This window comes from Streptomyces sp. NPDC013187 (genome assembly GCF_042899705.1).
In the GTDB taxonomy this organism is placed as follows: Bacteria; Actinomycetota; Actinomycetes; order Streptomycetales; family Streptomycetaceae; genus Streptomyces; species Streptomyces hawaiiensis_A.
In genome coordinates this window covers 212,002-233,738 of record NZ_JBIBAF010000013.1, presented here as the reverse complement: position 1 = coordinate 233,738, position 21,737 = coordinate 212,002, and the positions used below count along the sequence as shown (strand labels likewise).

Below are 21,737 nucleotides of genomic sequence, written 5' to 3'. Positions count from 1 at the left end.
CGCTCCGCGCTCCCTTAGCTTTGTAGGAGCCGAACGTCTCGCTCGACCAAGCGAATGGCGGTCGTGAGCCGGGCCCCGTGCAGGCAATCCCTGCGGCACCGCTCCCCGCCCCTTCCGGCGTCTCGTAACCCTCCCTGTGCACTCCGTGCTGTCGAAGGAGTCGATTTCCCATGGCCGAGACGACCGTCCGCCGCCGAGTCCGTCACGTTTCCCGTACGACCGAGTCCGACCGCAAGAACGCCGCCGCCGCGCTCCAGCGCGCCCTCGACCGCAGGGACAACGGCGGATCCAGCGGCCACTGAGCCGCGGCAGCACCGCAGGACCGGGAGCCGCCCGACGAGGCGCGGTGCGGGGTCTCACGCCCCGCGCCGCACCTCGAAATGGTCGATCCGCTCACCGCTCGACGCCAGCGCCGACACCTTCAGCTTCGGCCTGGCGCCGCTGACCGCCTCCACCGAGAGGAACGAGAAGCCGCGGTAGCGCACCCGTGACCACTGCGCCGACTCCGCCTTGGTGTCCCGGGATTTGGTCCACCGGAAGGTGGTGACCGGCTCGTGGTCGGCGGTGTTCCCCTCGTAGCTCTCCTTCACGCCGTCGGGGAAGCCGTACAGCTCCTTGCCGCCACCGCCCGCGGTGACGTACACGATCCCGTCCCGCCTCGGGTCCGTCGTCCCGCCGACCGGCACCGGCCGGCCCACCTCGCCGTTCCGGATGGCGTCCGTCCGCTCGTAGACGTGGTTGTGCCCGTTGATCACCAGGTCCACCTCGTGCCGGGCGAACAGCGGCAGCCACTCGGCGCGCACCCCGCCGTCGGAGGCGTGCGTGGACGTCGAGTACGCGCAGTGGTGGAAGAAGACGACGATGAAGTCGATGTCCTCGGAGGACCGCAGCTCGCCGAGCTTGGCGTCCAGCCACTTCGTCTGCCGCCCCTCCGTGTAGCCGAAGTTGGCGGGGATCTCGTACGACACGTCGTTCGCGTCCAGCGCGACCACGCCCACGTTGCCGTAGGTGAAGGCGTACACGCCCGGTGCCGTCCGCGCGTCGAAGCCGCTGTCCGGCAGGGAGAACCGGGCGACCTGGCCGCCGTAGCCGTCCGGTGAGTACCAGGCCTCCATGTCGTGGTTGCCGGTCGTCACCATCCACGGCACCGACCTGGCCACCGGCTCGGTCTGCTTGAGGAACCGGTCCCACTGGCTCGCGTCGAAGACGTCCGACTCCTTGCCCTTGCCGGTCGGGTCGGCGTAGCAGATGTCCCCGGCGTGCAGATGGAAGGCGGGCTCCCGGCGCAGCAGCGTACGGTCGTTGAGGGCCGCCTCGTCACCGACGCCCTGGTCGCCGAACGCCGTGAACACGAACCGCTCCGGCGGGCGCGCAGGTGCCGTGCGGAAGGACGTGACGGTCGACCGGTGCCGCGGGGAGGCCGGGTCGAAGCCCTCGTGGCCGACGCCGTAGTAGTAGGTGGTGTCCGGGCGCAGGCCGTCCAGCGCGGCGTGCAGGTAGTACTGGTCGACCGCCGCACGTACGCCCTTCAGCTCCGGGGTGTGCAGGTCGCGCAGCTCCGCCTCGACCTTGCGGCCCAGGTCGTCCGGGCGCAGGCCCACCCGGACGTAAGGCTTCCGCACCGCGAGCGGCACCTGCCAGGAGATCCGCATCTGCGTCTTCGGGTCGGCGCCGAAGGCGAGATGGCGGCCGAAGGGCGTGATGAGAGAACCGGGGGCCTCCGTGGTTCCGGGCGACGGGCTCCCGGCCGTCGTGGCGCCGCCCTGCCCGGACCGGGAGCCGGAACCGGAGCAGCCGGTCAGCAGCCCGCTCGCCACCGCGCCCGCGGTCACCAGGGTGCGCCGCCGCGACAGCCGTGTCCGCAGGTACTCGTGCTGCTCCGCCATGCTCATCCGGCGGGCGAGCTCGGGCGGGATGCCGAAGTGGGGGATCTCCATGTCCAGTGAACTTCCCAGCGGCGGCCAACGTCCCCGCCACGTACGGGTGAACGCGAACCGACGGACACGTGCCGTCCCCCGGACGGGTGCCGTCATGCTGTCCGCATCACGGACACCCCATGTCATTCCATGGGACGAGGAGTAGGGTGCCCGCATGTCTCGCAGCCTCAATCTCGCAGTGATCCCCGGTGACGGCATCGGCCAGGAGGTCGTGGCCGAAGGTCTGAAGGTCCTCTCCGCCGTCCTTCCGCAGGATGTGAAGCTGGAGACCGAGGAGTACGACTTCGGCGCCCGGCGCTACCACGCCACCGGTGAGACCCTCACCGACGCCGACCTCGACGCCCTGAAGCGGCACGACGCCATCCTGCTCGGCGCGATCGGCGACCCGACCGTGCCCTCCGGCGTCCTGGAGCGCGGCTTCCTGCTCAAGCTGCGCTTCGCCTTCGACCACCACGTCAACCTGCGTCCCTCGAAGCTCCTGCCGGGTGTCGCCACCCCGCTCGCGGGCGAGCCGCAGATCGACTTCGTCGTGGTCCGCGAGGGCACCGAGGGCCCGTACACCGGCAACGGCGGCACCATCCGCAAGGGCACCGAGCACGAGGTCGCCACGGAGGTCTCCGTGAACACCGCCTTCGGTGTCGAGCGTGTGGTCCGGGACGCCTTCGCCCGGGCCCAGGCCCGCCCGCGCAAGAAGCTCGCGCTGATCCACAAGAACAACGTGCTGACCTTCGCGGGTCACCTGTGGACGAACATCTTCAACAAGGTGGCCGAGGAGTTCCCCGAGGTCACCACCGAGTACATGCACGTCGACGCGGCGACGATCTACCTCGTCACGCAGCCCGAGCGCTTCGACGTGATCGTCACGGACAACCTCTTCGGCGACATCGTCACCGACCTCGCCGCGGCCGTCTCCGGCGGCATCGGCGTGGCGGCCTCCGGCAACATCAACCCCTCCGGCGAGTTCCCGTCCATGTTCGAGCCCGTGCACGGCTCGGCCCCGGACATCGCCGGGCAGGGCAAGGCCGACCCGACCGCCACCGTGCTGTCCGTCGCCCTGCTGCTGCGCCACCTCGGCTACGAGGCCGAGGCCGCCCGCATCGACGAGGCGGTCGCCGCCGACCTCGGCGAGCGCACCGGCAAGCCCGCCCGCTCCACCTCGGAGATCGGCGACGCGCTCGCCGTACGCGTAGCCGGCTGACCCGCCGCTGCTTTCCGCAGGCCGCCGGGTCGCATCCGCGCCCGGCGGCTTCCGCATGTTCCCGCCGGGTGCCACCATCGACCACCGGGCCGCAGTCACCCCGTTCCTTCCGCCGCCGCCCCCGGGCGATAATCGAACGCGAGGCCGCGCAGCGAGGGAATGCTCGGACGTCCTAGCACTGGTCACCATCAGAGCAGTACCGAGCGCGGCCCGTCACTACAACCGGTGAAGGACATCAACCCATGACGACGCCCACGATCGAGCTCAAGCCCTCCGCCAACCCGCTCTCCGCCGCCGAGCGCGAGCAGATCCTGGCCAACCCCGGGTTCGGCCGCCACTTCACCGACCACATGGTGACGATCAAGTGGACGGAAGGCCGGGGCTGGCACGACGGTCAGCTCGTGCCGTACGCGCCGATCTCCCTCGACCCCGCCACCACGGTCCTGCACTACGCGCAGGAGATCTTCGAGGGGCTGAAGGCCTACCGGCAGCCCGACGGATCCGTCGCCACCTTCCGCCCCGAGAAGAACGCCGAGCGGTTCCAGCGCTCCGCGCGCCGGCTCGCGATGCCCGAGCTGCCGGTCGAGACGTTCATCGAGGCGTGCGACGTCCTGGTGCAGCAGGACAAGGCATGGGTGCCGGCGCACGGCGGCGAGGAGTCCCTCTACCTGCGCCCCTTCATGATCGCCACCGAGGTCGGGCTGGGTGTGAAGCCGGCCAACGAGTACCTGTTCCTGGTCATCGCCTCCCCGGCCGGGGCGTACTTCCCCGGTGGTGTGAAGCCGGTGTCCATCTGGGTCTCCGAGGACCGCGTCCGTGCCGTCCCCGGCGGCATGGGCGACGCGAAGACGGGCGGCAACTACGCGGCGTCCCTGCTCGCGCAGGCCGAGGCCGCCGCGAAGGGCTGCGACCAGGTCTGCTACCTCGACGCCGTGGAGCACACGTGGGTCGAGGAGCTGGGCGGCATGAACCTGTACTTCGTGTACGGCGACAAGATCGTGACGCCCTCGCTGACCGGCTCGATCCTGGAGGGCGTCACCCGCGACTCCCTGCTCGCCGTCGCCCGTGACCTCGGGTACGAGGCCGAGGAGGGCCGGGTCTCGGTCGAGCAGTGGCAGCGGGACTCGGAGAACGGGTCGCTGACCGAGGTCTTCGCCTGCGGTACGGCCGCGGTGATCACTCCGGTCGGTACGGTGAAGCGCTCCGGGGCGGAGTGGAAGCAGAGCGGGGGAGAGCCGGGCGAGGTCACGCTGCGGCTGCGCCAGGCGCTGCTCGATATCCAGCGGGGTACGGCCTCGGACGCCCACGGTTGGATGCACCGCCTGGGCTGACCGGCCCGGCTTTCCGGGGGCTCCGCCCCCGGACCCCCGGGGACACAGTTTCAGGTCTCGGGCGCCCCGGAACAATGGCCTTCGCCTCGGCCGACCCGGGCGACCCGAACCGCACGACCCGGGCCCACGTCCGCGACCTGCGCACCGGGCGCACCCTCCTGGCCAGCCCGGACGCGCGGGGCGGCCCGGACGACCAGAGCGTGTGACCGACCGCATTCTGAGACGGCGGTGAGCGGAGCGCGGGGGTGTGCCAGACTTCCCCCGTGCTCTCGTTCGCCATGATTATTGGCAGCAGGCGCGCCGGTCCGCAGTGACCACCACGTACGACCAGGTACGGGTGGACACCGTCGTCCTCGACCCGCGCGCAGACCTCTCGCACCCGCGAGAGGTTTTTCGCATTTCTGGCCCACCCACAGCCGGAGGCGAGAGCGCGAGGGAGTATGTGAGGGCGGTGGAGCCGGTCATTCCGGTATGACCGAGATCCCATCCTCAGGAGCCTTGAGACCATGACCGCTACCAGCGAGCTCGACGATTCGTTCCACGTCTTCGACACCACCCTGCGCGACGGCGCCCAGCGGGAGGGCATCAACCTCACCGTCGCCGACAAGCTGGCCATCGCACGGCACCTGGACGACTTCGGCGTGGGCTTCATCGAGGGCGGCTGGCCGGGCGCGAACCCCCGGGACACCGAGTTCTTCGCCCGCGCCCAGCAGGAGATCGACTTCCGGCACGCCCAGCTCGTCGCGTTCGGCTCCACCCGCCGCGCCGGCACCACCGCCGACCAGGACCCGCAGGTCAAGGCGCTCCTGGAGTCCGGCGCACCGGTGATCACGCTCGTCGCCAAGTCGCACGACCGCCATGTCGAACTCGCCCTGCGCACCACCCTGGACGAGAACCTGGCGATGGTCCGCGACACCGTGTCCTTCCTCAAGGAGCAGGGCCGCCGGGTCTTCATCGACTGCGAGCACTTCTTCGACGGCTACCGCGCCAACCCCGAGTACGCCAAGGCGGTCGTCCGTACGGCGTCGGAGGCCGGCGCGGACGTCGTCGTGCTGTGCGACACCAACGGCGGCATGCTCCCGGCGCAGATCCAGGCCGTCGTCTCCACGGTCCTCGCCGACACCGGCGCCCGGCTCGGCATCCACGCCCAGGACGACACGGGCTGCGCGGTCGCCAACACCCTGGCCGCCGTCGACGCCGGCGCGACGCACGTGCAGTGCACGGCCAACGGCTACGGCGAGCGCGTCGGCAACGCCAACCTGTTCCCGGTCGTGGCGGCCCTGGAGCTGAAGTACGGCAAGAAGGTCCTGCCCAACGGGCACCTGCGCGAGATGACCCGCATCTCGCACGCCATCGCCGAGGTCGTCAACCTCACCCCCTCCACGCACCAGCCCTACGTCGGCCTCTCCGCCTTCGCCCACAAGGCCGGACTGCACGCCTCGGCGATCAAGGTCGACCCGGACCTGTACCAGCACATCGACCCCGAGCAGGTCGGCAACACCATGCGGATGCTGGTCTCCGACATGGCCGGGCGCGCCTCCATCGAGCTCAAGGGCAAGGAACTCGGCGTCGACCTCGGTGGCGACCGCGAACTGGTCGGCCGGGTGGTCGAGCGGGTGAAGGAGCGCGAACTCGAGGGCTACACCTACGAGGCCGCCGACGCGAGCTTCGAACTCCTGCTGCGCGCCGAGGTCCAGGGAAGGCCGCTGCGCTACTTCGAGGTCGAGTCCTGGCGGGCCATCGTCGAGGACCGGCCCGACGGCTCCCACGCCAACGAGGCCACGGTCAAGCTCTGGGCCAAGGGCGAGCGCATCGTCGCCACCGCAGAGGGCAACGGTCCGGTCAACGCCCTCGACCGGTCCCTGCGCGTGGGCCTGGAGAAGATCTACCCGCAGCTCGCCAAGCTGGAGCTGGTGGACTACAAGGTGCGCATCCTGGAGGGCAGGCACGGCACCAACTCCACGACCCGCGTGCTGATCTCGACGTCCGACGGCGCGGGCGAGTGGTCGACGGTCGGCGTCGCCGAGAACGTCATCGCCGCGAGCTGGCAGGCCCTGGAGGACGCGTACACCTACGGGCTGCTGCGCGCGGGGGTCGATCCGGCGGAGTAGCCGTCGCCCCGGCGGGGCCGGGTGCCCGGGGCGCGTGTCACATCGCCGTGTCCCGGGACCGCGGCCCCGGGACCTCGCCACCGCGGTCGCGGCCAGGGGTCCTGTCGAGACGGAAGAGGCCGGCGGTGTGGGAGCGCTGGCCGGTTGCGGTGCTGGTGGAGCGGGTCAGCTCCTCGACGCCGTCGGCCAGATAACCGACCCACGCCGCGCCCTCGTCCTCGATGATCCGCTGCGCGTCGGTCCGCAGCCGCTCGATCACCCCGAGCAGGGCGGCCTGCTCCTTGTCACTGGGGGAGTCGGTGGTCCTCAGGAACGCCTGCGCCCAGTCGGACTGCGCCTTCTTCAGGATCTGCTGCAGTGCCATCTCCGCGCGGATGTAGCGGGTCCAGGACGCCGAGAACCCGAAGATCCGGTCGAAGAGCACACAGCCCGCCCCGCCGGCCAGGAACACGAACCCCCACTCGGGCTGCACGGTCGTGGGCGAGGCCGCGTGCACCAGCGGCGTGATCGTGCCGACTATGCCCAGCACTGTGGCGAGCGCCCGCAGCGAACGCGACCACAGCGACGGCCCCCGGCGGCGGGCCAGATACCAGCCGATCGCCGACGTCACCTCCGCCTCGGCGTGCCGGAACAGCTCCCACAGCAGGTCGGCGCGCGTACGCGACCGGTCCAGCTCGGTCAGTTCGGACACCGTCATGTCCGCAGCCCTGCGTCGTCCGAACATGTCCCGCTCCCGCCCTCCTGGATGGCCAGGGGCATCCTAGGCGCAGCCGCGCCGACAAATCCCCGCCTCGACGGATAACCCTTTCTGTCTCGTTTCAGGTACTTTCGAACATATGAGGGCCGCACTGGTGCGTACCGTCGTACGTCTGCTGATCGTGCCGTTCGCCGCCGTACTGGCGGTGCTGCTGGCCGGTGCGCCGGGCGCGCACGCGGCCACCGACCTCTCCGAGGTCGCCCGGGAACTGCGCGAGAACCCCGTCTACGTCGATCCGGCCGCCTCCGGGCAGCTCGCGGCGCCGGACGCGGAGGCGCTCGCCGACAAGATCAAGGACGCGGACAAGCCCGTCTTCGTGGCGGTCCTCCCGTCCGGCTATCCCACGCAGGACCTCTTCCGGAACCTCCGCACGGAGACCGGTATCACCGGCCTGTACGGCATCCACCTCGGCGATCGGTTCGACGCCCGGGCCGACAGTTCCGTGATGAGCAGGCAGGCGGTGTCCAACCTGGTCACGGCGGTGCAGGGCGCGGGCGACACCAAGGCTCAGCTGAACGACTTCGTCGACGACGCCCTGCGCAACGTGGGCGGTTCGGCGCCGAGCGGCTGGAGCGACGGCTCGGGCACCGACGTGCCGGTCGGCGGCCTGATCGCGGTCGGCGCCCTGGCGGCGGCCGGCGGCGCGGGCGCCTACGCCGTGGTGCGCCGCAACCGGCGCCGCCACGAGGAGGAGCAGCGGGCCGCGCTGGAGAGGCTGCGGGTGGTCGTCGACGAGGACATCACCGCGTTCGGCGAGGAACTCGACCGGCTCGACTTCCATCCCGGGGAGCCCGGCGCCGACGACGCGATGCGCACCGACTACGAGCGTGCCCTGGACTCCTATGAACAGGCCAAGTCCCTCATGGCGGCCGCGACGAAACCGGAGGACGTCCGCGCCGTCACCCAGGCCGTGGAGGACGGCCGGTTCTCCCTGGCCCGGCTCGCGGCCCGCCGCGAGGGCGGCACGCTGCCGGAGCGCCGCCCGCCCTGCTTCTTCGACCCGCGCCACGGTCCCTCCGTCGCCGATGCCACCTGGACGCCCCCGGGCGGCACGGACCGTGAGGTCCCGGTCTGCGCGGCCGACGAGCGGCGCCTCGCCGAGGGCCGCGACCCGGCGATCCGCGAGGTCGACACCGACTACGGCCGCCGCCCCTACTGGGAGGCCGGACCGGCGTACGGCCCCTGGGCCGGCGGCTACTTCGGCGGCGGCCTCCTGCCCGGCCTCCTCGTCGGCACCATGCTCGGCAGCATGATGGCCGCCCCCGCCTACGCCGCCGACTACGGCTCCGGCTACGGCGACTTCGGCGGCTACGAGGGCGGTGACGTCTCCGGCGCGGACTTCGACACCGGCGATTTCGGAGGCGGCTTCGGCGGCGGGGACTTCGGCGGCGGGGGAGGGGACTTCGGCGGGGGAGGCGACTTCGGCGGCGGATTCTGACCGGAGGCCGCGGGCTCCGGCCCGGATTCGACGTCCGCGGCACCCGTGGGACCGGGTCCCCACCAGGAAACCCAGTCCCACGGCACGCGCCTTCAGTGCCCTGGCGGGTCCTGCCCCACGGCTCGCTCCCGCCGCCGTACCGCCACCGCGGCGACCGCGAACGCCAGAGCCACCAGAGCCGCGCTGACCCACACCGGCGCCCGGTACCCGAACCCGGCGCCGATCACCGCACCCGCGGCCCAGGGGCCAACCGCCGCACCCACGTTGAACGCCGCCGTCGCGAAGCCGCCGGCCAGGGTCGGTGCGCCCTGCGCCGCGTACAGCGACCGGGCGATCAGTGTGGAGCCGACGCCGAAAGACAGGGCGCCCTGCGCGAAGACGAGCGCGAGTGCCGGGGCCGGGTGCGAGGCGCCGAGGGCCAGGGCGCACCAGCCCGCGCCCAGCACCAGGCCCCCGCCGACGAGGACCGGCACGGGACGCCGGTCGGCGAAACGCCCCGCGGCGGTCACCCCGAGGAACGCCCCGGTGCCGAACAGGGCCAGGACGCCGGGAACCCAGGTGCTGCCCAGCCCCGTCACCTCGGTGACCAGCGGCGCGAGATAGGTGAACGTGCAGAACGTCGCGCCGTTCACCAGGGCGCCCAGCAGCAGGGTGACGAGCAGCAGGGGATCGCGCAGCGAGCGCAGTTCACCTCGCAGCGCGGGCGGCGCACTCTCGGCCGCACCACCCGGCACGGACCGCGCCACCGCGAACAGCGCGGGCAGCGACACCAGCGCCACGGCCCAGAACGCGGCGCGCCAACCCCACAGTCCGCCGAGCACGGCCCCGGCCGGGACGCCGGCGACACACGCCAGCGTCACCCCGCCCAGCAGCGTGGACGTGGCCCGCCCCTTCGCATCGGACGGAACCATGCCCACGGCGGCGACCAGGGCGACGGCGAGGAAACCGGCATTGGCGAACGCCCCCACCACGCGCGTGACGAGCAGGACGGCGAAGCTGCCGGTGAGCGCACCGAGGACATGGACGACGAGGAAGGCGACGAGGAACGCCAGCAGCGCGCCCCGCCGCGGCCAGCGCCGCGCGAGCCCCGCCACAAGGGGCGCCCCCACCACCATCCCGACTGCGAAAGCCGAGGTCAGCGCGCCCGCCGCGGGGACGGACACCCCCAGGTCCCGCGCGATGTCCGGCACCAGCCCGGACAGCATGAACTCGGACGTGCCTTGCGCGAACACGGCAAGGCCCAGCAGAAGAAGAGCGAACGGCATGAAAGAACTCCGCACCGGAGGTCGACGTCGGACACGACAGGTCGGACGGCACACCGGCAGCGGAGCGGAGCGGGCGGCCTCAGCGGCCCGGCATCGGCGTCACGAACAGCCACCGGAGAGCCGGTGGCCGCACTCTGGACGCCTCGGGGCTGGACATGGACGGCACGCTAGGCGGGCCCGGGGGACCGGGTCCACCGGTTTTCCCCTGACTCCGCCCGGGCGGCGGTCGGCGTCCTGTCCCTCCGGCCGCCCCCGCGGTGGACGATCACGACCGCGGCGAGGCAGACGGTCAGCCCGAGAGCGGTCTGCACGCCGAACGGCTCCCCGAACATCAGCGCGCCCCAGACCGCGGTGACCGGGGCCATCAGGAACATCAGTGTGTTGACCCTGGTGACGCCGGAACGCTCCAGGATGAGCCAGTACAGCCCGTAGCCGCCGAACGTGGACAGTCCCACGAGCCAGGCGACCGCCACCCAGAAGTCCCCCCGGGCGGGCGGCGCGGCGGTTCCGGTGCCGAGGGCCAGGACGGAGAAGAGGACGGCGCTGGTGGCGCAGTGGACGGTCAGCGACACCGACGGGGCGACCCGCGAGCGGGACCGGCCCTCCAGGAACGTCGCCGCGACCAGGGACAGCATGCCGAGCAGCGGGACCGCGTACGCCCACCACGCCACGCCGCCGCCCGCGGCCGCGTCGGCCATGGTGACCACGGCGACGCCGCCCAGCCCCAGACCCAGACCGATCCACTGCCGGCCCGAGACGTACTGCCCCAGCAGCGGCCCCGCGAGGGCCCCGGCGACCAGGGGCTGAACCCCGTCGATCAGCGCCGTCGTACCACTGGAGACGCCGAGCTGGATGGCGATGTAGACGCTGAGCAGATAGCCGCTCTGCGACAGCACGCCGACCACGGCCTGCCGGGCCAGGTCCCGGGCGGTGAGGCCCCGCCAGTCCGCCCGCATCACGACCGCGACGGCGACGAGGACGACGGCCAGGGGCAGGAACCGCCACATCAGGATCGTGAGTGCGGACGCGCTCCCGGCGCCGAGCTTGGCGCCGATGAAACCGGAACTCCAGCACAGGACGAAGGCGAGGGAGAGGAGGATGTTCACGACATCACAACCAGTAGACAGATCGGTATACCCGTTCTCCGCTCACTATACAGATCGGTATAGTCGGGTGTCATGGGTACCACCGCACCGATCCCGCGCCGGATCACGATGACGCCCGCCGCCCGCCGGGCTTTGACGGCCGCCGCCCGGCTGTTCTACGAGCGCGGTATCCACGCCGTCGGCGTCGACCTCATCGCCGCCGAGGCCGGGGTCACGAAGAAGACGCTCTACGACCGGTTCGGCTCCAAGGAGCAGATCGTCGTGGAGTACCTCGCGGAGCGCGACGAGCGCTGGCGGGCCTTCCTCGCCGAGCGCCTCGACGCGGCGGGCCCGGACCCGCGCGTGCGCGTCCTGACGGTGTTCGACGCCTCGCGTGCGTGGGCGCGGGAGTTCAGTCCCAGGGGGTGCAGCATGGTCAATGCCCACGCGGAGATCGGTGACCCCGCCCATCCGGCCCGCCCGATCATCACCGGGCAGAAGCGGTGGATGCTCGAACTGTTCACGCGCCTCGCCGCCGAGATCGCCCCCGAGACGGCGGATGCGACGGCCCGGACGTTGATGCTCCTGCACGAGGGCGCCCTGGTCGCCCACGGCCTGGGCGTCTTCCCCGACGCCATCGCCGAGGCCCGCGAACAGGCCCGCGCGCTGCTCCCCTGACGGACAGCACGGGTCCTGCTTCCCCCCGTACGGTGATGCCATGACCACCTCCGACGGCACCGGCCCGCTCGCCTTCGCGACCACGGCCGACCTGGACTCCTGGCTCACCGCGCACCCGGCGCCGCATTCCGGCCTCTGGGTCAGGATCGCGAAGAAGGGCTCGGGCATCCCCTCCGTCAGTGCCGCCGACGTCAACGACCTGGCCCTGTGTCACGGGTGGATCACGGGGCAGCGCAGGGGGCTTGACGAGGCGTACTACCTCCAGCGGATCACGCCGCGGCGGCCGGGCAGTCTCTGGTCCCTGGTCAACGTCCGGCGGGTCGAGGAGCTGACCGCGGCCGGGCGGATGCGGCCCGCCGGGCTCGCGGAAGTGGCGGCGGCGCGGGCGGACGGCCGGTGGGAGGCGGCGTACGCGTCGCAGAAGGAGGCCGAAGTCCCCGAGGACTTGGCGGCGGCGCTGGAGCGGAACCCCCGGGCCGCCGTGGCGTTCGCGGCCCTCGGGCGGACGGATCGGTATCTGGCGATGCTCGGCGTGCTACGGGCCAGGACCGCGCGGAGCCGGGCCGCACAGGTGGCGGCGGCGGTGGCGAAGCTGGAGTCGCGGGGGCCGGAGACAGGATGAGTCCGTACGGCGGGGACCGCCACGCGGAGCGGGCCCGGCCCTCTCGGAGCCGGGCCCTGAAGTCGTGTCAGAGGGTCGACGCCGCCGAAGCGATGGCGGAGGCGAACGTGGAGACCTCCGTGTAGACGCCGGGAGCCTCGGGCCGGGCGCAGCCCTCGCCCCAGCTCACGATGCCGACCTGGATGAAGTTGCCGGCGTTGTCCTTGCGGAACATCGGGCCGCCGGAGTCGCCCTGGCAGGTGTCGACCCCGCCCGCGTCGAAGCCGGCGCAGATCTCCTCGTTGGCGACGAGGCCGCTGTAGAGGCCGCCGTAGGCCTTGCACGCGGCGTCGCTGACGAACGGCACGGTCGCCTTGAGGAGGTAGCGCTGCTGGGAGCCGCCTTCCCGGTTCGCGCCCCACCCGGCGACGGTGAAGTCACCGGTGTTGTACTGCGTCGTGGTGGCGATCTTCAGGGTCGGCAGGTTGATGGGCTGGGCGAGCTTGATGAGGGCCCAGTCCTTGCCGGTGCCGTTGTAACCGGGGGCGCGCAGCACCTTCGTGGAGCGGACCTGGACCCGGCCACTGGTGGACTGCAGGTCGACGACCCCCGCGGTGGCGGTGATGCCGGTGTTGTTGCCGGAACTGCCCACACAGTGAGCGGCCGTGAGCACGATCTGCTGGGTGTAGAGCGCGCCGCCGCAGCCCATGGAGAGCCGGACCATGAACGGGAACTCGCCCTGCGCGGCGCGGGTTCCGCCGACGACGGGCGACGGGGCGGCCTGGGCGGCGGAGACGGGCTGGAGACTGGCGATCGCGAGCGCGGCGGCGCCGAGGACCGCGCATCTCTTGAGGGCCGTGAGAAGTCTCTTCAACGTGATGCCTTCCGTGGGGGGTTGACTGGGGAGGTGCAACCGAAGCATCAGATTGACGAGTGCATGACAGCAACAAGGGCAAAAAGAAAAAGAACGTCCATGTGCTGGCATGGACTGGTCAAAATACTGCTGCTGGATTATGAGAACGCCGAGAGTCTTCGCACAAGGGGCGGGAACCGGCCAGACCGGCCCGGCGGCGCTTCACCGGGCCGGGTCTGCGGGGCTCACGCGTTCCTGATGGCCGAGATGTCGAAGTTCAGCTTGATCTTGTCGGAGACCAGGACGCCGCCGGTCTCCAGCGCGGCGTTCCAGGTCAGGCCCCACTCCGAGCGCAGGATCTCCGCCTTGCCCTCGAAGCCGACGCGCTCGTTGCCGAACGGGTCCTTCGCGGCGCCGTTGAACTCGAGGTCGATGGCGAGCGGACGGGTGGTGCCGAGGATCGTCAGGTCGCCGGTGATCCGGTAGTCGTCACCGCCCAGGGCCTCCACGCCGGTGGAGCGGAAGGTCATGGCCGGGAACTCGTCCGTCTTGAAGAAGTCCGCGCTCTTGAGGTGGCCGTCACGGTCGGCGTTGCCGGTGTCGATGCTGTCCATCACGACGTCGAGGGAGGCCGTGGAGCGTGACGGATCGGTGCCGTCGAGGTGGAGCGTGCCGGTGAAGTCCTGGAAGCCGCCCTTGACGTTCGTGACCATGGCGTGCCGGGCGGTGAAGCCGATCGTCGAGTGCGCGGGGTCGATCGTGTAGTCGCCGGTCAGGGCGGCCAGCTCGGGGTTCACGGCGGTGTCCGCGGTGGCGGTGCGGGTGTCGGTGCGGCTGAAGATGCTCATGGTGCAGGCCTCCTGTGTGTGATGTTGAATGTTTAACTACTTCAACGCGACCCACCGTAGACCTATTCCGTTCAATGTTCAACATCTTCGGGAAAGGTGTCTCCGTCTCGCGTCTGCCGCACCCTTCTCGTTCCGCCGGTTGGCGCAATCCCACGGCCCGCCGGGGTGGACCCGCCGGGCACGGTGCACGGCGGCCCCGTGCCGGTCGGCCCAGGGGCCGCGGGCCCACCGCGGCCGGAGCGCCCGACCCCGGCCGGTACCCGGTTGCGGTGGCGGCGTCCGGCGAGACGGGGTTCCGTGTCAAGGGAGCGCATGGAGACAGACGAGACCACGGCGGACGCCCAGCGCAGGGGAGAGCGACTCGTGACACTCACCGGCTCCGGCTCGGCCTACGACCCACCGGCGGATCCCGCCCCGCGCCGCTCCACGGCGGCCCCCGTCCCCGCCCGCGTGCACCAGTACGGGCCACCGCGACGTCTCGACCGGCGCGTGGCCCTGGTCACCGGCGCGTCCTCCGGCATCGGAGCGGCCACGGCACGGCGTTTCGCGATGGACGGCTGGCAGCTGCTCCTCAGCGGACGCGACCGGCGCCGCCTGGAGCAGACGGCGTCCGGAACCTCGGCCGTCGTGCTGCCCGCCGACCTCGCCGCCCCGGACGGCCCGCGCCTGCTGGCCCAGTCCGCGCTGCACACCACCGGCCGCGTCGACGTCCTGGTCGCCGGGGCGGGCATGGGCTGGGCGGGCCCCTTCACCGCCATGCCGCACACCGACATCGACCGGGTGCTGACTCTCGACCTCAACGCCACGCTGCACCTCGTGCGCGAGGTGCTGCCCTCCATGATCGCCGCCGGGCGGGGCCGCGTGGTGCTGCTCGGCTCGGTCGCGGGCTGCGTGGGGCTGCGGGAGGAGGCGGTGTACTCCGCCGCCAAGGCAGGCCTCGCCGCCTTCGCCGAGGCGCTGCGCCAGGAACTGCGCGGCACGGGCGTGGGCGTCACTCTCGTAGTGCCCGGAGCCGTCGACACGCCCTTCCACACCCGACGCGGCAGGCCCTACGACGGCACCCGCACCGGTCTGCTCTCACCGGGCTGCGTGGCCGGCACGATCTGGGAGGCCGTCCGGCAGAACCGCGACGAGGCCTACGTCCCCACCTGGCTGACCGTCCCCGGCCGGGTCCGAGGCCTCGCACCGGGCCTGTACCGCCGCCTGCTGAACCGCTTCGGTTAGGGCCTGTCGCTCAGGACGAGCCTGTCGCACGGAACGAGCCTGTCGCACGGAACGAGCCGTCGCCCGGAACAAGCCTGTCGCACGGAACGAGCCGTCGCCCGGAACAAGCCTGTCGCACGGAACGAGCCGTCGCCCGGAACAAGCTCGTCGCACGGAACAAGCCTGTCGCCCGGAACAGGCCCGCCGGCCGTTCCCCCGTTCCGGTCACTCCGGCCTGATCCACCGTTCAGGTGACCGCCTCCCCGTGGTAGGGCATGGGCATGATTCCCCAGCGCCGCGTCTTCACCGGCCGCACCGCCGGGGCCGCCGCCCTGCTCCGGCCCGGGCGCCGCGCCCTGCTGCTCGCGGCCGCTGCCCTAGCGGCGACCGGCGGCGCGGCGCCCGTGCCCCGGTCCGTCGACGTGCCCGGTGACCCGTACGACACTCTCCGCCGACGCTGGCTCGGCATCTCCCTCGGCACCGGCTACGACCCGGCCGCCGAGCCCTACGCCATCCGGCTCGCCGAGACCGGAGCACTCGCCCGCGACCTGCACGCGAGCATGGCCCCGGCGGCGAACTCCCTATGGCCCGGCCACCCCTTCGACCCGCCGGCCGGCATCACCCTCGGCTACGCCCGTTTGTGGACCATGACCCAGGCCTACGTCCAGCAGGGCACCGGCTCCACCGCCGACCCCGCCCTCCTGACCGGCATCCTGCGCGGCCTCGACCACCTCTCCACCACCGTCTACAACCCCGCCACCACCCGCTACGGCAACTGGTGGGAGTGGCAGATCGGCAGCCCCCGCCTGCTGATGGACATCACGGCCGCCCTGTACGAGGAGTTGGGGGAGGCCCGCGTCCGCGCGTCCTGCGCCGCCGTCGACCACTTCGTCCCCGACTCGGCCCTCGGCGACTACACCGGCACCTCCACCGGCGCCAACCGCGTCGACCTGTGCCGCTCCGTAGCCCTGCGCGGCGTCCTCGGCCGCGACCCCGCCAAGATCGCCCTCGCCCGGGACGCGCTCTCCCCCGTCTTCCCGTACGTCACCCGGGGCGACGGCCTCTACGCGGACGGATCGTTCGTCCAGCACACCTGGGTCGCCTACTCGGGCACCTACGGCCAGGTCGTGCTCGACGGCCTCGGCCGGCTCTTCGCCCTGCTCGCCGGATCCGACTGGGAGGTCACCGACCCCGACCGGCAGATCGTCCTCGACAGCGTGGAGCGCGCCTACGCCCCGCTCGTCCACGACGGGCTCGTCATGGACAGCGTCAACGGCCGGGCCATCAGCCGCGGTCACCTCACCGCCGACGACCGCAAGATCCTTCGGAGCGACCACTTCCACGGCCACCAGCTCATCGCCGCGATCGCCCTGCTCGCGGCCGGTGCGAGCCCCGCGGAACGCGAGCGCTGGCACGCCCGCGTCAAGGGCTGGATCGAACGCGACACCGTGAGCCCGGTCCTGACGGCACCCCAGTTCGGCGTCGCCGACCTGGCCCGGCTGCACGCCATCGCCGCCTCACCCGTCCCGGCCGCGCCCGAACCTCCCGGGCACCACCTCTTCGCCGCCATGGACCGTGCCGTCCACCGCGGCCCCGGCTTCACCGTGAACATCGCCATGGCCAGCGACCGCATCGCCCACTACGAGTGCGGCAACGGCGAGAACCCCCGCGGCTGGCACACCGGCGCGGGCATGGTCAGCTGGTGGGCCGAGGGCACCGGCGACCAGTACACGGACTGGTTCTGGCCGGCCGTCGACTGGTACCGCCTGCCCGGCACCACCGTCTCGACCAAACGGCTCGCCGACCGCGAAGGCGGCGAATGGGGCACGGCCCGCCCGGACGCGCGCTGGGTCGGCGGCACCACCGACGGCAGGTACGCGGCCCTCGGCCAGCACCTCAAGGGCCTTGGCTCCACCCTTGAGGCCCGCAAGTCCTGGTTCTGCGTGGCGGACGCGGTGATCTGCCTGGGCGCCGGGATCACCTGCTCCGACGGCGTCCCGGTCGAGACGGTCGTCGACAACCGCAACCTCGGGGCATCTGGCACCCAGCGCTTCGTCAAGGGCCCGAACTGGGCCCATCTGGAGGACCACGGCGGCTGGATCCTCCTCGGCCGCGAGCCGAAGGCGCTGCGCGAGGACCGCACCGGCGCCTGGTCCGACATCAACCTCGGCGGCACGCGGGAGCGGCGCACCCGCCGCTGGCAGACCCTCTGGTTCGACCACGGCACCGACCCCGTGGACGCCACGTACGCCTACGTCCTGATGCCCGGTGCGTCCCGCCGGGCGGTCGCGCGCCGGGCCACCGACCGCCACTGGATGTCGGTGCTCGCCAACGACCCCGGCCGCCAGGCCGTCACCGTGCCTTCCCTCGGCTGCACGGCCGCGAACTTCTGGAGGGCCGGCACCGCGGGCCCCCTCACCGCCTCCTCCGCCGCGAGCGTGCTGACCGTCGTCCGGGGCCGCACCGCTACCCTCTGCGTGAGCGAACCGCCCCGCACCGGTGAGCCCCTGGAGATCACCTGGGACCGCCCGGTCCGGCGGGCCGGCCGCGTGGACGAGACGATCGAGGTGCTGTCCACCGGCCGCGGGCTGCGCCTGCGCGTCACTCCCGGGGCGGCATGCGCCACACATGTCTGCGAGGTGACTCTCGCCTGACCGCTTTGTGTGACCCCTACAAACGACACGCCCCCTGAGCAGTCAGAAAGGGTCAACCTCGTCAGAGTTCTGTTCAGGGGTACCAGGAAAACACGCCGGAGACTGTGAGGAGTCGACGGCCCGGATTCCTCGGTTGACTTCGTAAGGTCACTACATGACCGTTTTGGATGAGGCGCCGGGTGAGCCGACCGACGCGCGCGGACGCGTGGCGGAACTGCACGAGATCCGTGCGCAGGCGGTGGCCGGACCCAGTGAGAAGGCGACCGCGGCGCAGCACGCCAAGGGCAAGCTGACCGCGCGGGAGCGGATCGAACTCCTCCTGGACCCGGAGTCCTTCCGGGAGGTCGAGCAGCTGCGCCGGCACCGGGCCACGGGCTTCGGCCTGGAGGCCAAGAAGCCGTACAGCGACGGTGTGATCACCGGCTGGGGCACGGTGGAGGGCCGCACGGTCTTCGTCTACGCGCACGACTTCCGCATCTTCGGCGGCGCCCTGGGCGAGGCCCACGCCACGAAGATCCACAAGATCATGGACATGGCCATCGCGGCCGGTGCCCCGCTGGTCTCGCTGAACGACGGCGCCGGCGCCCGTATCCAGGAGGGCGTGAGCGCCCTCGCCGGCTACGGCGGCATCTTCCAGCGCAACACCAAGGCCTCGGGCGTGATCCCGCAGATCTCGGTGATGCTCGGCCCGTGCGCCGGCGGCGCGGCCTACAGCCCCGCCCTCACCGACTTCGTCTTCATGGTCCGCGAGACCTCGCAGATGTTCATCACCGGCCCCGACGTCGTCAAGGCGGTCACCGGCGAGGAGATCACGCAGAACGGCCTGGGCGGCGCCGACGTCCACGCCGAGACCTCCGGTGTCTGCCACTTCGCCTACGACGACGAAGAGACCTGCATCGCCGAGGTCCGTTACCTCCTCTCGCTGCTCCCGCAGAACAACCGCGAGAACCCGCCCCGCTCGGAGTCCTCGGACGCGGCCGACCGCCGCTCGGACGTCCTCCTGGACCTGGTCCCGGCGGACGGCAACCGGCCGTACGACATGGCCAAGGTCATCGAGGAGATCGTCGACGACGGCGAGTACCTGGAGGTCCACGAGCGCTGGGCCCGCAACATCATCTGCGCGCTGGGCCGGATGGACGGCCAGGTCGTCGGCATCGTGGCGAACCAGCCCCAGGCCCTGGCGGGTGTGCTGGACATCGAGGCCTCCGAGAAGGCGGCCCGCTTCGTTCAGATGTGCGACGCGTTCAACATCCCGATCATCACTCTTCTGGACGTCCCCGGCTTCCTCCCGGGCGTCGACCAGGAGCACGGTGGCATCATCCGCCACGGCGCGAAGCTCCTCTACGCCTACTGCAACGCGACCGTGCCGAGGATCTCGCTGATCCTGCGCAAGGCCTACGGAGGTGCGTACATCGTCATGGACAGCCAGTCCATCGGTGCCGACCTCACCTACGCCTGGCCGACGAACGAGATCGCCGTCATGGGCGCCGAGGGCGCTGCCAACGTCATCTTCCGCCGCCAGATCGCCGAGGCCGAAGACCCCGAGGCCATGCGGGCCCGCATGGTCAAGGAGTACAAGTCCGAGCTGATGCACCCCTACTACGCGGCCGAACGCGGCCTGGTCGACGACGTCATCGACCCCGCCGAGACCCGCGAGGTGCTGATCAAGTCCCTCGCCATGCTCCAGACCAAGCACGCGGACCTGCCGTCCCGCAAGCACGGCAACCCGCCGCAGTAACCCGGCGGACATCTTCCTCACGGAGACTGACACCCATGGAATCTGCTGATATCCGCGTCGAGAAGGGCCACGCCGAGCCCGAGGAAGTCGCCGCCATCACGGCCATCCTCCTGGCCCGCGCCGCCGCCCGCCCCACGGACCCGACCCCGGCCCACCGCGGCCGCATCAAGGCAGGCTGGCGCCGCCTGGAACGCGAGCCGGGCTTCAGGGCCCCGCACAGCTGGCGCTGACAACAGAACCTGACAGAAGGCCCCTCATGGAGGGGCCTTCTTTGTTTGGGGGCGCGGGGAACTGCGCGACAAGCCACACACCACCCGCACCCGGCAACGCGACAGCCCCCGGCAGCCCGAAGGCCGCCAGGGGCTGTCCCACAGCGGGAGAACTACCGAAGCCGCGCCATCAGCGCGTGCTCGACCAGCGTGATCAGCGCCGACTTCGCGTCCGCGCGGTGGCGGGCGTCGGTCGTGATGATCGGGGTGTCCGGACCGATCTGGAGCGCCTCGCGGACCTCGTCCGGCGTGTACGGCTGCTGGCCGTCGAAACCGTTCAGGGCGATGACGAACGGCAGGCCCGAGTTCTCGAAGTAGTCGACGGCGGGGAAGCAGTCGGCGAGCCTCCTCGTGTCGACCAGCACGATCGCGCCGATGGCGCCGCGCACCAGGTCGTCCCACATGAACCAGAAGCGGTCCTGGCCCGGCGTACCGAACAGGTACAGGATCAGGTCCTGGTCCAGGGTGATACGGCCGAAGTCCATGGCCACCGTGGTGGTGGTCTTGTCCCCGGTGTGGGTGAGGTCGTCGATGCCCGCCGAAGCGGACGTCATGACGGCCTCGGTGCGCAGCGGGTTGATCTCCGAGACGGCACCCACGAACGTGGTCTTGCCCACGCCGAAGCCGCCAGCCACCACGATCTTCGCGGACGTGGTGGAGCGGGAAGGCCCTCCGCTAGAGCTTGCGAAGTCCACTGAGCACCCTTTCGAGCAGTGTCACGTCTGGCTGGCCGCCGGCGTTCTCGTCGCCGCCGGGCTGATGGATGGCGACCAGTCCCGCCTCCGCCAAGTCGGCGACGAGGATCCTGGCCACGCCGAGAGGGATCGTGAGGAGCGCCGAGATCTCGGCGACCGACTTGATTTCCCGGCAGAGGTTGCAGATCCGCTGATGCTCGGGCAACTGGCCCTGCATCTGGTGCGGCTGCGCAGTGGTGTGCACCAGCGCCTCGATGGCGAGCTGGTAGCGCGGGCGGGTCCGTCCGCCGGTCATGGCGTACGGACGCACCAGCGGATTGTGATTGTTCGACGCTCCGCCGGGCGTCGGCTCGGGGGAGCGTCGCTGCGGCTGCACAGGCTGGATACGCGGGGCCGGCGGCTGGTCGTACGGCGAAGGGCCGGGGCCCTGCGGCGCGTACGGCTGCCGGTGGCTCGGTGCGGAGGGGAAGTTGTAACGGTTCGGGTTCTGACCACCGTCGCCCTGGCCCTGGGCAGGGCCGTACGACCAGTTGCCCGAAGACGAACCGCCTGGGGGTGTTGCCACTTTCTCCTCCTCCGACTGTGCCTGGCACCCATCGCTGTGGAGCCGCGTCCCGAAACCTTAAGGCCCCGGGACGCCAAAACGCACCGTCCGTCTACTAGTTGAGCAGGCTCCCCTGGAGCTCTGCACGAAGGTCCGGTGTCAGGACCGTACCGGCTCGGTCAACCAGCAGCGCCATCTCGTACCCGATGAGGCCGATGTCCGCCTCCGGGTGCGCGAGGACGGCGAGCGACGAGCCGTCGGATACGGACATGATGAAGAGGAATCCCCGCTCCATCTCCACAACCGTCTGGTTCACCGCGCCTCCCTCGAAGATCCGGGAGGCGCCTGCCGTCAGAGACGTCAGACCGGAGGCGACGGCCGCGAGCTGGTCGGCGCGGTCGCGGGGGAAGCCTTCGGACATCGCCAGAAGGAGTCCGTCGGCGGAGACCACCACCGTGTGGGACACCCCCGGGGTGTTGTCCACGAAGTTGGTGATCAACCAGTTCAGGTTCTGTGCCGCCTGGCTCATCGG

General features: G+C 71.4%; 21 protein-coding genes. 12 read left to right on the top strand and 9 right to left on the bottom strand.

What is annotated here, in order from left to right; all coding sequences use genetic code 11:
- The first annotated feature begins 170 nt into the window (after positions 1-170).
- Positions 171-302: a hypothetical protein gene (locus ACFY5B_RS27585; RefSeq protein WP_104781486.1), complete on the top strand. Its 132-nt coding sequence runs from the start codon at positions 171-173 to the stop codon at positions 300-302.
- Positions 303-356: 54 nt separating this feature from the next.
- On the opposite strand, the gene ACFY5B_RS27580 is transcribed toward ACFY5B_RS27585, so the two are convergent.
- A complete protein-coding gene (locus tag ACFY5B_RS27580; RefSeq protein ID WP_389973927.1) occupies positions 357-1,937 on the bottom strand; it encodes a purple acid phosphatase family protein in 1,581 nt (526 codons plus the stop codon).
- Between the two features lie 154 nt (positions 1,938-2,091).
- On the opposite strand from ACFY5B_RS27580, the gene ACFY5B_RS27575 reads away from it, so the two are divergent.
- The 4 genes from ACFY5B_RS27575 to cimA all read left to right on the top strand — a co-directional run bounded on the left by ACFY5B_RS27575 (position 2,092) and on the right by cimA (position 6,577).
- Positions 2,092-3,135: a 3-isopropylmalate dehydrogenase gene (locus tag ACFY5B_RS27575; RefSeq protein ID WP_389973924.1), complete on the top strand. Its 1,044-nt coding sequence runs from the start codon at positions 2,092-2,094 to the stop codon at positions 3,133-3,135.
- Between the two features lie 242 nt (positions 3,136-3,377).
- Entirely contained in the window at positions 3,378-4,466 is a 1,089-nt protein-coding gene (locus ACFY5B_RS27570; protein ID WP_389973921.1) for a branched-chain amino acid aminotransferase, read from the top strand.
- A 74-nt stretch (positions 4,467-4,540) separates the two neighbouring features.
- A complete protein-coding gene (locus ACFY5B_RS27565; protein WP_389973919.1) occupies positions 4,541-4,672 on the top strand; it encodes a hypothetical protein in 132 nt (43 codons plus the stop codon).
- A gap of 300 nt (positions 4,673-4,972) precedes the next feature.
- The gene (gene cimA / locus ACFY5B_RS27560; protein ID WP_389973916.1) at positions 4,973-6,577 is read left to right on the top strand and encodes a citramalate synthase; all 1,605 of its coding nucleotides are present in this window, start codon (positions 4,973-4,975) and stop codon (positions 6,575-6,577) included.
- A gap of 37 nt (positions 6,578-6,614) precedes the next feature.
- On the opposite strand, the gene ACFY5B_RS27555 is transcribed toward cimA, so the two are convergent.
- Positions 6,615-7,301 carry an SLATT domain-containing protein gene (locus tag ACFY5B_RS27555; RefSeq protein WP_389973913.1) on the bottom strand — a complete coding sequence of 229 codons (687 nt, stop codon included), beginning with the start codon at positions 7,299-7,301 and terminating at the stop codon, positions 6,615-6,617.
- Positions 7,302-7,413: 112 nt separating this feature from the next.
- Between ACFY5B_RS27555 and ACFY5B_RS27550 the strand changes: the two genes are divergently transcribed.
- On the top strand, positions 7,414-8,772 hold the full coding sequence (locus ACFY5B_RS27550; RefSeq protein WP_389973910.1) for a hypothetical protein: 1,359 nt from the start codon (positions 7,414-7,416) through the stop codon (positions 8,770-8,772).
- Between the two features lie 92 nt (positions 8,773-8,864).
- Here the strand turns inward: ACFY5B_RS27550 and ACFY5B_RS27545 are convergent, their stop codons facing one another.
- Positions 8,865-10,037 (bottom strand): Cmx/CmrA family chloramphenicol efflux MFS transporter, encoded by a 1,173-nt coding sequence (locus ACFY5B_RS27545; RefSeq protein WP_389973907.1) that lies wholly within the window; start codon positions 10,035-10,037, stop codon positions 8,865-8,867.
- Positions 10,038-10,204: 167 nt separating this feature from the next.
- A complete protein-coding gene (locus tag ACFY5B_RS27540; RefSeq protein WP_389973904.1) occupies positions 10,205-11,143 on the bottom strand; it encodes a DMT family transporter in 939 nt (312 codons plus the stop codon).
- Between the two features lie 72 nt (positions 11,144-11,215).
- Here ACFY5B_RS27540 and ACFY5B_RS27535 point away from each other — a divergent pair, with 72 nt between their 5' ends.
- Positions 11,216-11,800, top strand: a complete 585-nt coding sequence (locus tag ACFY5B_RS27535) for a TetR/AcrR family transcriptional regulator (RefSeq protein WP_389973900.1) — start codon at positions 11,216-11,218, stop codon at positions 11,798-11,800.
- A 40-nt stretch (positions 11,801-11,840) separates the two neighbouring features.
- Positions 11,841-12,422 (top strand): YdeI family protein, encoded by a 582-nt coding sequence (locus ACFY5B_RS27530; RefSeq protein ID WP_389973897.1) that lies wholly within the window; start codon positions 11,841-11,843, stop codon positions 12,420-12,422.
- 67 nt (positions 12,423-12,489) lie between these two features.
- Here the strand turns inward: ACFY5B_RS27530 and ACFY5B_RS27525 are convergent, their stop codons facing one another.
- Together ACFY5B_RS27525 and ACFY5B_RS27520 are read right to left on the bottom strand one after the other, a co-directional pair.
- On the bottom strand, positions 12,490-13,275 hold the full coding sequence (locus tag ACFY5B_RS27525; RefSeq protein WP_389973894.1) for a S1 family peptidase: 786 nt from the start codon (positions 13,273-13,275) through the stop codon (positions 12,490-12,492).
- 224 nt (positions 13,276-13,499) lie between these two features.
- Positions 13,500-14,102: a YceI family protein gene (locus ACFY5B_RS27520; RefSeq protein WP_389973891.1), complete on the bottom strand. Its 603-nt coding sequence runs from the start codon at positions 14,100-14,102 to the stop codon at positions 13,500-13,502.
- Between the two features lie 363 nt (positions 14,103-14,465).
- On the opposite strand from ACFY5B_RS27520, the gene ACFY5B_RS27515 reads away from it, so the two are divergent.
- The 4 genes from ACFY5B_RS27515 (at position 14,466) to ACFY5B_RS27500 (ending at position 19,927) form a co-directional block, all read left to right on the top strand.
- Positions 14,466-15,326 carry an SDR family NAD(P)-dependent oxidoreductase gene (locus ACFY5B_RS27515; protein WP_389974068.1) on the top strand — a complete coding sequence of 287 codons (861 nt, stop codon included), beginning with the start codon at positions 14,466-14,468 and terminating at the stop codon, positions 15,324-15,326.
- 260 nt (positions 15,327-15,586) lie between these two features.
- Positions 15,587-17,959 (top strand): polysaccharide lyase 8 family protein, encoded by a 2,373-nt coding sequence (locus ACFY5B_RS27510; RefSeq protein ID WP_389973888.1) that lies wholly within the window; start codon positions 15,587-15,589, stop codon positions 17,957-17,959.
- A gap of 154 nt (positions 17,960-18,113) precedes the next feature.
- On the top strand, positions 18,114-19,697 hold the full coding sequence (locus ACFY5B_RS27505) for an acyl-CoA carboxylase subunit beta (protein ID WP_344458987.1): 1,584 nt from the start codon (positions 18,114-18,116) through the stop codon (positions 19,695-19,697).
- Between the two features lie 35 nt (positions 19,698-19,732).
- The gene (locus ACFY5B_RS27500; RefSeq protein WP_142159151.1) at positions 19,733-19,927 is read left to right on the top strand and encodes an acyl-CoA carboxylase subunit epsilon; all 195 of its coding nucleotides are present in this window, start codon (positions 19,733-19,735) and stop codon (positions 19,925-19,927) included.
- 152 nt (positions 19,928-20,079) lie between these two features.
- Here ACFY5B_RS27500 and ACFY5B_RS27495 read toward each other — a convergent pair whose 3' ends face one another.
- From ACFY5B_RS27495 to ACFY5B_RS27485, 3 genes are all read right to left on the bottom strand, one after another.
- On the bottom strand, positions 20,080-20,661 hold the full coding sequence (locus tag ACFY5B_RS27495; RefSeq protein ID WP_014675207.1) for an ATP/GTP-binding protein: 582 nt from the start codon (positions 20,659-20,661) through the stop codon (positions 20,080-20,082).
- The gene (locus ACFY5B_RS27490) at positions 20,642-21,226 is read right to left on the bottom strand and encodes a DUF742 domain-containing protein (RefSeq protein WP_351639478.1); all 585 of its coding nucleotides are present in this window, start codon (positions 21,224-21,226) and stop codon (positions 20,642-20,644) included. Before ACFY5B_RS27490 ends, ACFY5B_RS27495 begins: the two co-directional genes overlap by 20 nt.
- A gap of 94 nt (positions 21,227-21,320) precedes the next feature.
- On the bottom strand, positions 21,321-21,734 hold the full coding sequence (locus ACFY5B_RS27485; protein WP_003993185.1) for a roadblock/LC7 domain-containing protein: 414 nt from the start codon (positions 21,732-21,734) through the stop codon (positions 21,321-21,323).
- Between the last annotated feature and the right edge of the window lie 3 nt (positions 21,735-21,737).

What these genes read in the sequence shown, in the direction of transcription:
- ACFY5B_RS27585 (WP_104781486.1), top strand. Translation starts at nt 171, where the DNA reads ATGGCCGAGACGACCGTCCGCCGCCGAGTCCGTCACGTTTCCCGTACG.
- ACFY5B_RS27580 (WP_389973927.1), bottom strand. Translation starts at nt 1,937, where the DNA reads ATGGAGATCCCCCACTTCGGCATCCCGCCCGAGCTCGCCCGCCGGATG.
- ACFY5B_RS27575 (WP_389973924.1), top strand. Translation starts at nt 2,092, where the DNA reads ATGTCTCGCAGCCTCAATCTCGCAGTGATCCCCGGTGACGGCATCGGC.
- ACFY5B_RS27570 (WP_389973921.1), top strand. Translation starts at nt 3,378, where the DNA reads ATGACGACGCCCACGATCGAGCTCAAGCCCTCCGCCAACCCGCTCTCC.
- ACFY5B_RS27565 (WP_389973919.1), top strand. Translation starts at nt 4,541, where the DNA reads ATGGCCTTCGCCTCGGCCGACCCGGGCGACCCGAACCGCACGACCCGG.
- cimA (WP_389973916.1), top strand. Translation starts at nt 4,973, where the DNA reads ATGACCGCTACCAGCGAGCTCGACGATTCGTTCCACGTCTTCGACACC.
- ACFY5B_RS27555 (WP_389973913.1), bottom strand. Translation starts at nt 7,301, where the DNA reads ATGTTCGGACGACGCAGGGCTGCGGACATGACGGTGTCCGAACTGACC.
- ACFY5B_RS27550 (WP_389973910.1), top strand. Translation starts at nt 7,414, where the DNA reads ATGAGGGCCGCACTGGTGCGTACCGTCGTACGTCTGCTGATCGTGCCG.
- ACFY5B_RS27545 (WP_389973907.1), bottom strand. Translation starts at nt 10,037, where the DNA reads ATGCCGTTCGCTCTTCTTCTGCTGGGCCTTGCCGTGTTCGCGCAAGGC.
- ACFY5B_RS27535 (WP_389973900.1), top strand. Translation starts at nt 11,216, where the DNA reads ATGGGTACCACCGCACCGATCCCGCGCCGGATCACGATGACGCCCGCC.
- ACFY5B_RS27530 (WP_389973897.1), top strand. Translation starts at nt 11,841, where the DNA reads ATGACCACCTCCGACGGCACCGGCCCGCTCGCCTTCGCGACCACGGCC.
- ACFY5B_RS27520 (WP_389973891.1), bottom strand. Translation starts at nt 14,102, where the DNA reads ATGAGCATCTTCAGCCGCACCGACACCCGCACCGCCACCGCGGACACC.
- ACFY5B_RS27510 (WP_389973888.1), top strand. Translation starts at nt 15,587, where the DNA reads ATGATTCCCCAGCGCCGCGTCTTCACCGGCCGCACCGCCGGGGCCGCC.
- ACFY5B_RS27505 (WP_344458987.1), top strand. Translation starts at nt 18,114, where the DNA reads ATGACCGTTTTGGATGAGGCGCCGGGTGAGCCGACCGACGCGCGCGGA.
- ACFY5B_RS27500 (WP_142159151.1), top strand. Translation starts at nt 19,733, where the DNA reads ATGGAATCTGCTGATATCCGCGTCGAGAAGGGCCACGCCGAGCCCGAG.
- ACFY5B_RS27485 (WP_003993185.1), bottom strand. Translation starts at nt 21,734, where the DNA reads ATGAGCCAGGCGGCACAGAACCTGAACTGGTTGATCACCAACTTCGTG.